Source organism: Winogradskyella sp. 4-2091 (genome assembly GCF_045765065.1).
Classification (GTDB): Bacteria; Bacteroidota; Bacteroidia; order Flavobacteriales; family Flavobacteriaceae; genus Winogradskyella.
Genome location: NZ_JBJKOD010000001.1, coordinates 40,175 through 51,834, shown reverse-complemented (window position 1 = coordinate 51,834; position 11,660 = coordinate 40,175). Strand labels below are relative to the sequence as shown.

Sequence of the window (11,660 nt, the reverse complement as noted above, 5' to 3'; positions counted from 1 at the left end):
AAATAAGGTCGAGCACAAAAAACTCGACCTTATGTAACCTAAACTTAACTCAATTAATCATTATGTGTTTTTATTGATAAACTCTAATATAATCTACTTCCATAGTGTCTTCTGTAAACGCAGGATCAATGGTTCCTCCTAAAGTTCCACCCATTGCAATATTCATTATAAAAAAGAAATCTGCGTTAAATGGAAGATCTGCACTGTTAGATAATGTCATAAACGGAACGTCATCTAATGAAATCTGTATACTTTCTTCACTCCATACGATCGAATACAAATGAAACTCCGTTGAAGCGTTTGCCACACCAGTTGTTTCTCCATAGCTTGCATTCGCAGAGGTGCCATTATCAAACCAATGGCATGTTCCTAAGCTTGTATTTTTATCCCAACCTGTTTGCTCCATAATATCCATTTCGCCACAATGAGGCCAACCTACAGTTGGAAAATTAGAACCCAACATCCATAGTGCTGGCCAAGTACCTTGAGCCGATGGTAACTTTGCACTAATCTCTATTTTACCATAAGTAAATGACTGAAGTCCTTGAGATTTAATTCTTGCTGAGGTATAACCTCCAGAACCATTTGCCTTGGCTGTAATTTTTAATGAGCCACCTTCTACAATAACGTTTTCCGCGTTGTTAGTATACGTTTGAACTTCTTGGTTTCCCCAGCCACCTGCACCCAGGTCGTATGTCCAATTTGCTGCGTTTGGAGCTCCATCTGTATCAAATTCGTCTGACCAAACTAATTCATAATCAACCACTGTACCTGGATCTTCCTCAACTGAGGTTATTGTAAACCACCAATCAAATTCTCCATTACCATCTGTTGATCTTAACACCAATTCATTAGGCACGGATCTATCAAAAATCTCATAAGAATGACTACCACCAATATAATATGAGATAAATCCTATTCCACTTAAACTAATCGTTTCTACGCCTCCTGGCGCAATTAAAACATAGTCTTCTGTATAATCAGCATATGGAAGATTTTCTACATCTGCGCCATTTACATTTCCTCCAGAACCTAAATCACTGATTAAACCATCTCTACCAAATACAGTACCCGAAGTATCAGTGCCTGCATCATCATTAGTATTATTTGTTATGTGTGTAAATGTACCATCTGTACCAAATATAAATCGATCATCGTACATACCAACCCCAACTTTTTCGTCAGGTCCCGCACCATACCATTCTGCTGGGACTGTTCCGCCAACAGGACCTAAACCAAAATGTCCTGGACCTTCTGATTTCATTCTCCAAACTTTAGTGCCATCTCCAATTAAGGTATCTAATAAATCTTGGGGAGGAGAGTATGTTGCTAAGACTTCGATTGTAGTTGAAATAGAGGTAGACAAACCACCTGTTCCATAAGCAATTACAGTAACATCATAAGTATTAATACCCAAATTAGTGAACAATGCCTCAAGCTCTCCTGACGGTGCATTTCTCTCTGTTTCATTATAAAAATATTTATAACTTATAGCATTATCTGCATAAGCAACAAAATTAACTACACCACTACCATCTCCATATAGATTTGAATTATCTTGTCCAAAAATTTCTGAAGATATAACTAGGTTACTTGGTGCTACAATATCTCCTATTGATGCATCATCTTCTTGACAACTGAATAGGCATAGAAAAATACCTAAAAGTGTAAACGAATTAAATATTAAATTTTTCATTTTCAATTTTTTTAAATTTTAGTAAGCTTATACTGCCAAAATACACCTGCTCCTGACTCAATATATACATCCATTGTATTATTATTATCAGAAAGTGTAACGCTATAAACGATAGACTCAGGAACCGCTACATTAGGTAATTCACCTTGGTTGTTTGCTTTTGGTAAACCAATATAAGCTCCTGTTCCATTAATAGTAAGTGTTCCAGCTGATTCGTCAAAAACGTATGTTGCAGCTGCACTACCATCATGTGGTGGAACTGGAGTTCCACAAGCGTCAGTTCCTCCTTGCCACGGTTCAATCCATGTTTCTGTGCCAAGAACATTTGCGAAAGAATTATTTGCGCCAAACACATAAGTATCATCAAAATAACATGATCTTTCAGCAACACAACCGTCATCACATGCAAACCAACTTGTGTCTCCAACACTAGGACCCACACCTAAGGATCCACTTTCCGAAGACATTTGCCATGAACCTTCAATTGGTGAACTAACAACTGATGTATCTTTAACCAATCTATATTGCCAGAATACACCTGCTCCAGACTCAATATAAACATCCATTGTATTGTTATTATCAGAAAGCGTTGCTGTATATGTAATAGAATTAGGCACAGACACATTTGGTAACTCACCTTCGTTATTCGCTTTTGGAAGACCAATATATGCCCCAACACCACTAACAGTAAGTGACCCAGAAACAGCGTCAAAAGTATAGGTTGCTGCAACTGATCCGTCATGAGGTGCAACAGGAGTTCCACAAGCGTCACTTCCTCCTTGCCATGGCTCAATCCAAGTTTCAGTTCCTAATACGTTTGCAAATGAACCATCTGCACCAAACACGTAAGCATCATCGAAATAACATGATCTTTCAGCTACACAACTATCATCACATGCAAACCAACTTGTGTCTCCAACACTAGGACCAACACCTAATGAACCGCCTTCTGAAGACATTCTCCAAGTTCCTGCAATTGACACTTCTTCGGTTGCGGCACGATAAAAATAGATATTATCAATAAATGCAGTTCCTCCTTCACCAAAAGGAGTTCCAACGTACTTTAATTGATGTATGTCTTCAACTGTAAAACCTGTTTGACTTGTAAAATCTGAAATAGGAATATCAATGGTTGTCCATTCGTTTGGAGTTAAATCTACTACAATAGGACGCTCACCGTTAGATACGCTTATTAAAGAAACTTCAATTGTTTGCAATACATCTGCTGTCCAAACATCTAAATGTAAATATTCCATTTGAGAAACATCAATAGTTTCACCTATCTGATTACCTTGATAACTTAGGTTACTGTATTGTAACATTTCATCACCTTCTAAATCGAATAACGACCATCCGCTACCACAACATCCTCCTTGACCCCAATCTGGAAAAAAATCTGAGCCTTCTACATCTGTATATGAAGAACTAAAAATAGAAATAACATCCGCACTTGCCCTAGCTGGCGGAATATCTGCTGATGCTAAAGGCTGCAAAATTGCTGTAACCTCAAATTCTTCTGAATAACTTGTAGTAGCAATTGCTCCTCCCATTGCCTCAACAAATATGGTATAAATACCTGCTTCTTGATAGGTAAATGATATTGTTTCGCCAATATTTACAGTTGTTGGATCTACAGTTGGGTCTTCTCCAAAAGAAACCTCATAGAACATTGCAAAATCTGCAGAAGCCGTTACGTTAACCGTTTTAGATAAAGTTCCATCATTTTCAATAGTAACCACCAAATTTTGAGGTGCTTGAAACGAAACAACTATTGTCTGTGAAATCGTAGTTGACAAATCATTTAAACCATATGCTGTAATTAGAACTTCATAACTTCCTTCTTCATATGTATGCTCTAAACTAGAACCTGGTGTGATTGGATCAGACAATTCTGAACCATCACCTAAGTTAATCACAAAATTAGTTACGCCCTCGCCAAGAGGAGTTAATGTAACTAAACCTGAATTATCTTGAGTTATAGTAACGTTTGCAGAAACATTAATTGGTGCTTCTATAGCATCTATAAAATCTGTGTTATCATCTTCTTTAGTACAGCCGTAAAAGACTATAACTAAAAGACAAAATCTTAATGTGTGTTTTAATATTTTCATGCTTGTTTTTTTTTAATATCCAGGATTTTGGTTCCAATTACCATTAGAGAATTGAATTTCTTCTATCGGTATTGGAAATAATTCATTTTTATTTGAAGAAAAACCATCAATTTCAGATCCTCTATCTGTTCTCACTAAATCGAAAAAGCGATGCCCTTCGCCAACTAGCTCTACTCTTCTTTCATGATATATAGCCTCAGTAAGTGTTGCTCCTAAAGCACTAACTTCGTTATCGGTATTACCAAATGCTCTATTTCTTACTCTATTTAAATAGAGCTGTGCTTTGGCATCATCTATTCCTCCTCTATTAAAAGCTTCAGCAGCCATTAATAATACATCAGCATATCTAATAGCTCTATAATTGTTAGGATTTGTTAAGTTTTGATCACCTGTATTCAAATCGCCTTGTCTAGCAATATATTTTCTATTATAATACCCTGTATGCTCAAAACCGGTTCCAAATGTAGCTCCTGTATCTGCTGCCCAATTATTTATATCTAAAATTGCAACATCTTTACGTAAATCACCATCTTCAAACTCATCTACAACCTCTTGTGTCGGAACATTAAAACTAAATCCAGAATCAAACATTGGACCATTGTAATTTCTAATTCCGTTAAAACCTACAGCTACATTTCCTTCACTACATTGCAGACACCCAAAACCTGCTCCTTCTACATCTGTATATTGAACTTCAAATACAGATTCAATTCCATTTTCTCCTGCATTTTCAAAAATCGTATCATAATCAGAAACCAAATTATATGGTCCATTTATAATTAAATTGTCTAAAACTGTAGCCGCTTCTGCAAATTTGTCTTGATATAAATAAGCTTTACCTAATAACGCTTCTGCCGCACCTTTAGTAACTCTGCCTGTTTGTGGTGCTGTATAGGACAAATTGGCTATTGCATATTGCAAGTCTAATTCAATTAGAGCATAAACCTCGGACACGGATGATCTAGGAATAGTTGTTTCATCACCTAAATTGAATCGTTGATCTACTTTTAATGGAATACCTCCAAACCATTTTACGAGTTCGAAATTATAATATGCTCTTAAAAATTTAGCTTCTGCTAATATTATTTCTTTTCCTTCAAAATCTATTTTATTTTGAAATTCCAATAAATAATTTGCTCTATTAACACCTGCAAACATCCAGTTCCAAATATCTCTTAAATTACTATTTACAGAAGTATGTATCATGTCATCAATTTGCTGAAAACCTATTACATCTGTCGCACTTTCTCCTCCACATAAAGTGTTATCTGAAGCTATCTCACCCAACATAACATTTACATATGTTGACTGTAATAAATCATAGGTTGCAATTAATGCGTTATAATAATCATCTTCAGAATTAAAATAATTTTCTGAGTCTATAGAATATACTGGATCTCTTTCCACAAAATCATCGGTACAAGATGGGTAGCAAACTAAAGCTATCAATAAGGCAAGTACCTTTTTTATACTATTATTTTTCATTTTCATCTTTTTTAAAAGTTTAGATTAAGACCACATAAATAAGTTCTAGGAATTGGGTAAAAACCAAAATCAATACCGCCACCAATAGGTGCTCCACTTGTAGCACCAGGATCATAACCTTTGTATTTTGTAAATGTGTATAAGTTGTTAACTCCTACATAAATTCTAACTTTATCTACTCCTATTTTTTCAATAACATCTTTTGGTATGGAATAGCCTATTTGTACATTTTGAATTCTTAAATAAGAGGCATCTTCAACAAAGTAATCTGAAAACACATTGTTAGATGTGGACGCTGTAGTTAGCCTTGGCACAGAATTACTAGTTCCTTCACCAGTCCATCTATCTAAAACGTAGTTTAATCTATTTACATCAGTTAACGTTCTTTCATAATTTCTAACCATATCGTTACCAATTGAAGCAAATGCATACGCTGTAAAATCAATATTTTTGAAATTTAAAGTAAGATTAAGTCCCATTGTAACATCTGGAATAGGATTACCAAGATTTGTTCTATCATCTGCATTTATTTCACCATCATTATTAACATCAACAAATCTTAAATCTCCTGGCGATGCTTCTGCACCTAAATCAATCTGCGAAGGGTGTGCGCTTACCTCAGCTTGATTTTGAAAAATTCCATCTGTCTTATACCCATAAAAATAACCTAGAGGTTGACCAGTTTCCATTCTGGAAATGGCAGGCTGACCAACACCGAATGTTCCACCTTCTACAAAACCAGTGCTATTGTTTACTTTAGTCACTTCATTTTTCAAAGTAGTTATATTATAACTTGCTGATATTTTAAAATTATCTGATATATTATCTTTATAATTTACAGCAAATTCAAAACCTCTATTTTCTACACCACCAGCATTTACTGTTGGAGCAGAACTACCTGGTGCAAATACACCTGTAATTCCGGAAACAGGAATATTTGCTATTAATAGATTATCTCTTTTATTAATAAAATAATCAGTAGTAATATCTAGCTTATTATCTAACAAACGAATATCAAGACCTATATCTAGTTTTTTTGCTTCCTCCCATTGCAATTCAGAATTTGGCAATTGACCTATTGCAGTTCCATTGACTAATGAGTTATCAAATATATATGTTGCTTCACCGCTTAATTGACCAACGTATCCGTTATTTGGAATTTGATCATTTCCTAATATACCATAACTTGCTCTCAATTTTAACAAATCAAATACACCAGAATCATTAAAAAATTCTTCATCTGATATAATCCAACCTGCCGTTACAGAAGGGAAATAAGCGACCCTATTTTCAGGACCAAATTTTGTAGAAGAATCTCTACGTAACATTGCAGAAAATAAATATTTCCCTTTATAATCGTACTGCATTCTAGTGAAGAAAGATAATCTTCTTTCGTCGTAAGAATAAGAGCCTACATCCCTAACGCCATCTCCTCCTGTTCCTAATGCCAATGAAATATCAGCAAATTCCCACGAATTATTAGGCACATCATAACCTGTAGCAAATAGTCCATTTCCGAAAGTCTTAAAAACTGTCGTTCCTCCTGTAAGAGTTACATTATGATCTTCATTAAAGTTATTTTTATATGTCGCGTATAAATCAAATGAATAATCATTATCATTTATAGAATTTTGAGCAACACTGCTTCTGTTAACATCAAATACTTTCCCGCCATAATCCACAATCTTAGAAAATGATTTGCTTTCGCTATTCGTAGTATTGAATCCAATACGACCAGTTAAATTAAGTTTTTCTAGTATTTGATAATCTAGAGAAACTGTACCATTTAATTTTCTTAAATCATAATCATTAAATGTATTAGCTATTTGAGCTAGCGGATTAATAATTTCTATACCCAGACCTGCTACACTTGGCACCAACGTAAAATCTCCATTTTCGTCATATGCAGATAAAGTAGATGGTGTATTTAATGCATTAAACAAAACCGACCCCAAACCAAAATCATTAACAGAATCTCGATCTAAATAAGTATAAATAATATTTGTACTTACTTTAAATTTATCTGATAAATCAGCGCGAATAGAAGCTCTTGCTGTATTTCTTCTAAAATCTGATTTCTTTGGAGCAATGATACCTTGTTGGTATAGATGAGAACCACTTAAGGAATATGCTATTTTATCAGAACCACCTGAAATACTAAAGTCATGACTATTGATTGGAACTGACTCATTGAAAACTTCATCTTGCCAATCCGTACCTGCTCCTAAATTCGATACATTAGTATAAGGCAGAGCTTGACCTCCATTAGCATAACTTTCATTTAGTAATAATGCATATTCTGTAGCATTCAACAATGGTAATTTTCTTGAAGTTTCTTGCAGGCCCACATATGTATTATATGAAACTTTTACTTTTCCTCCCTTCTTACCGCCTTTAGTGGTAATAAGAACAACTCCATTAGCACCTACAGTACCATAAATGGCAGCTTGCGCATCTTTTAAAACTGTTATAGTATCAATATCATTTGGATTAAGAATACTTAAATCGCCTTGATAACCATCTATTATTACCAATGGTCCATTTGTACCATTAGTGGATATTCCTCTAATTCTTATATCCAATCCTGCTCCCGGAGCTCCAGATTGAGAGGTTACATTTACACCAGAAACTGTACCTTGTAAAGCTTGTTCTACTTTAACGGGTTGTAATTCTTCTAAAGTTTCAGAACTAACAATTGACACCGCACCTGTAACTTCTTTTTTCTTTTGAGAGCCATACCCAATAACAACAACTTCATTTAAAGATTCTGCATCCTCCACAAGTGAAATACTTAATGAATCACTATTTAATATAGTAATTTCTTGAGTTACAAAACCAATATATGATATGACAACTACAGAGTTTACTGGCACATCATTTAAAGTAAATTCACCATCAAAATTTGTTGAGGCTCCCTTTGAGGTGTTCTTAACAACTACGTTAACACCTGGTAAAGGTTGTCCTGAGGAAGCTTCTATAACTGTCCCAGAAACATTTACATTTTGCCCAAATACCATCATTGTAAAAACGAGAGCCATGAGCGTTAAAAGTTTTATTTTCATAGTTTATTATTTAGTTATTGCAATTTACCACAATTGTATTGACAACTTCTCAATATAACACTATACAAAAAACATACACTTTAAAAATAATAATGATAAAATACTAATATCACAATGCAAACACCTATAATTTATGGTATTCTCAAAACAAAAAAAGATTTAACAACAATTAACAATTACTTAGTCAGAAGACAAGGATAACACAATTGTATAGGTAATGTATAGGTAAAATACAATGTTGTATAGGCTCTAAAGCTCAATGATATAATTTGATAAGTTTTGATTATGATCCAATCCTAATTTTTTTCTTAGGCGGTAACGCTTAACTTCTACACTCTTATGAGAAATATTAAGTAAAGGCGCAATTTCTTTAGATGAAAGATTTAATCTTAAATAAGCACACATTCTTAAATCATTTGGGGTAATTGTTGGATGAATTAATTTTATGCGTTTCATGAAATCCTTATCAACATTATTGAACGCTTCCTCAAACAAATGCCAATTACTCGTATCATTAATGCTAGAGTTGATGGTTTTTATAACTTTTTTAACCTCCATCAGTGAAGTACTCTTAGTTAAGTCACTTTTTATATTACTTAGTAATTCGTTACGCTTTACCAAATTCATAGTAGCCATACCAAGTTCCCTATTTTTATTATCTATATCTAATTGTAGATTTTTATTTTTAAATTGAATCAATTGTCTCTGATTTTCAAGTTGTTCTAACTCAATTTGCCTTTGTTTTTTTTCAATAAGTTTAATCTGAATTTTTTTGTAATGTTTTTTATTAAAGTAATAAAGCACATATATAAAAAGTAAGGATAACAAAAAATAAGAAATAATTGCCATGGGCTTTAGATACCAGGGTTTTTCAATACCAAACTCGTAGGTAATCCTATTATTTGACATAATACCATTAGTCATCGCTCTAGCTTGAAAAGTATACTCTCCATGTGGTAAATTCTTAAAGAATACCTCAGATTCAGAAGACCAATCACTCCATTTATCATATATACCACTTAATTTATATTGATACATCGTTGGTGTAAAACGATTATAATTTGCAACACTATACTTAAACCTTACATTATTAGTTTTATTAATAAAAGTTTCAACGGAACCCAAATCTACAGCAGATAAATCATTTAAAGTTTTACCACAATCGACATTATTGAGATGAATATCCAAAACATCCTTTCCAATCTTATCCAAATTCATAGTTATATATCCTCCCTTTGTTCCGATTAAATAATTGTTATTTTCTAAATGCAAAATATTCTCGAAAGCCGATTTTGTATTTCTCGCATCACTTGAAATAACAATTGTATTAATTTTTGGTAAACTCGATAATTTCCCAGGTTCAATATATATAATTCCACTTGCAGAAAAACCCCAGAGTTTGCCATCAGCAATATCATAAATTAACTTTCCTGACACGTATTTTTCTCCACTAAATAATTGACTAAGAATTGAATCTCTTTTAAACTCCTGATTATTTACTTCATACGTATACACACCATCTTGCGTGTTGTATAAAATCCTATTATTGTATTTAACTATGCTTGACTTTACTCCTTCCTTTACTGGTATTTTATCATTATTAATAACTCTTAAATAATCATTATCGATTTTAATTTCATAAACACCTTTATGTTCATGGCTAATTAGTACCTCATAAGAATTCAGAAATTCAAAATACCTTGATGAAATATCAAAACCTTTAATTTTATTTCTAAATTGCCATTGCCCATTAACTTTTTGAAGAATATTTAAACCTTTATAATTACCCTGAATTAACAGGTTAGGACGTCCCTCTATCTGTTTAATTCCCCAAGTCCCTAATTCGCTAGCGATTTTCTCAACAGAAACACCGTCAATAATAAATGTTCCTTTATCATGTCCGCAGAACAAATCATTATTAATCATAGTTAAACTCCACACTTGCCCTTTAGTACCATTTATAAAACTAAATTCATTTTTAGACCCTATAGTTTTATAAAATAATCCATGATTTGTTCCTAAATACAAATAGCCGTTTACTTCTGCAGCACAATACACTGTACCTATTTTACCTTGTTTGTCTTTATATACTTTGAATGGCGAATTCATATTTATGACATTTATGCCATTATCAAGACCTAACCAAATATTACCTGAATCGTCCTCTGCGATAGACAAAACTGTGTTATTACTTAAACCTCTATTTTGATCAATTTGCATCAACACATCTCCATAGGCATTTAGATGAACTATACCTTTAGAAATCGTACCTAGCATATATGTGCCATTCTTCAGTTTTAGACTACTATAAACGCTCGTGTTTGATAATAAACTATCTGCTGAAATATTCCATTTCTCAACTTTATCAGCTGAAAGCTTAAAAAAACCATTTTCTTCAGTCTGTAATAGAAGACCAATGTGAGAATTGAATAGGCTAACTAGCTTATTATCACCTATCTGATTGGCATCTACAATTAAACGAGGCTCTCCATTTATAATTTCAAACACTCCCTCTCCAATTATTTGATAATAAATAGCCTCATCAACTTTAAAAATCTTATTAATTCTTTTGTCCGACTCTATAATTGAAAAACTACCCTTTTCAACTTGATAAATATAAATCCGATCAAATGATTGGAACAAAACAAATTCACCAAGATCAATAATACCCCAAAAGTCCTCGTCTTGTATAATACTAGTTTCTAAATTCCCCTTTAGCGATATGTACTTTAAAGAACCTTTGTTATCCCTTAACCAATAACCAAAATCCATATATCCACCAGTATATATGCGATCTTCAATAACATTTACTGATCGTAAAATAGAATTATTTGGAGACTTATATGTATTCCATGAAGCTCCATTAAACTCTAATAATCCTTTATTGTTAGCGACATAAACAAAGTTGTTTTGAGCTTGAGATATAGCCCAATTTTGGTCTTCAGCACCATAATCTTGAGGAGTAAACACTTGTATGGGAGAAAATTCCTGAGCTTGTGTCGCAAATGAAATAAAAACAAAAAAAGTGTAGAGATAAAATTTAATAATATCCATTAGTTCTATATTATTAGTTTGTGTTTAACAAAGTAGTCAGACTAATATTTTGCCTTTGTTAAGGTACTAATATAGATAAATAAAAGGATGTAGTAGCAATTGTAGTGCTTGTATATTAAAGAGTATAGTTATAATAACCATGAACAACTAAGACTATTACATTAAAACTACAACAAAAACTTATAGTTACAATGTTAAATAAACGATCATTATTCTTGAACTTGCAATACTGCAAAAAAAATAGAAAAGTGC

Annotated in this window: 5 protein-coding genes; all 5 read right to left on the bottom strand. The window is 33.1% G+C overall.

Going from position 1 to position 11,660, the window contains the following annotated elements; all coding sequences use genetic code 11:
- Positions 1 to 70: 70 nt before the first annotated feature.
- The 5 genes from ACJBCC_RS00225 to ACJBCC_RS00205 all read right to left on the bottom strand — a co-directional run bounded on the left by ACJBCC_RS00225 (position 71) and on the right by ACJBCC_RS00205 (position 11,408).
- Complete coding sequence (locus ACJBCC_RS00225; protein WP_407556084.1) at positions 71 to 1,696, bottom strand: family 16 glycosylhydrolase; 1,626 nt, start codon at positions 1,694 to 1,696, stop codon at positions 71 to 73.
- A gap of 11 nt (positions 1,697 to 1,707) precedes the next feature.
- Entirely contained in the window at positions 1,708 to 3,807 is a 2,100-nt protein-coding gene (locus tag ACJBCC_RS00220; protein WP_407556083.1) for a hypothetical protein, read from the bottom strand.
- A 12-nt stretch (positions 3,808 to 3,819) separates the two neighbouring features.
- Positions 3,820 to 5,298: a RagB/SusD family nutrient uptake outer membrane protein gene (locus tag ACJBCC_RS00215; RefSeq protein ID WP_407556082.1), complete on the bottom strand. Its 1,479-nt coding sequence runs from the start codon at positions 5,296 to 5,298 to the stop codon at positions 3,820 to 3,822.
- Between the two features lie 5 nt (positions 5,299 to 5,303).
- Positions 5,304 to 8,354, bottom strand: a complete 3,051-nt coding sequence (locus tag ACJBCC_RS00210) for a TonB-dependent receptor (RefSeq protein ID WP_299098853.1) — start codon at positions 8,352 to 8,354, stop codon at positions 5,304 to 5,306.
- 249 nt (positions 8,355 to 8,603) lie between these two features.
- Positions 8,604 to 11,408, bottom strand: a complete 2,805-nt coding sequence (locus ACJBCC_RS00205) for a triple tyrosine motif-containing protein (RefSeq protein ID WP_299098851.1) — start codon at positions 11,406 to 11,408, stop codon at positions 8,604 to 8,606.
- Between the last annotated feature and the right edge of the window lie 252 nt (positions 11,409 to 11,660).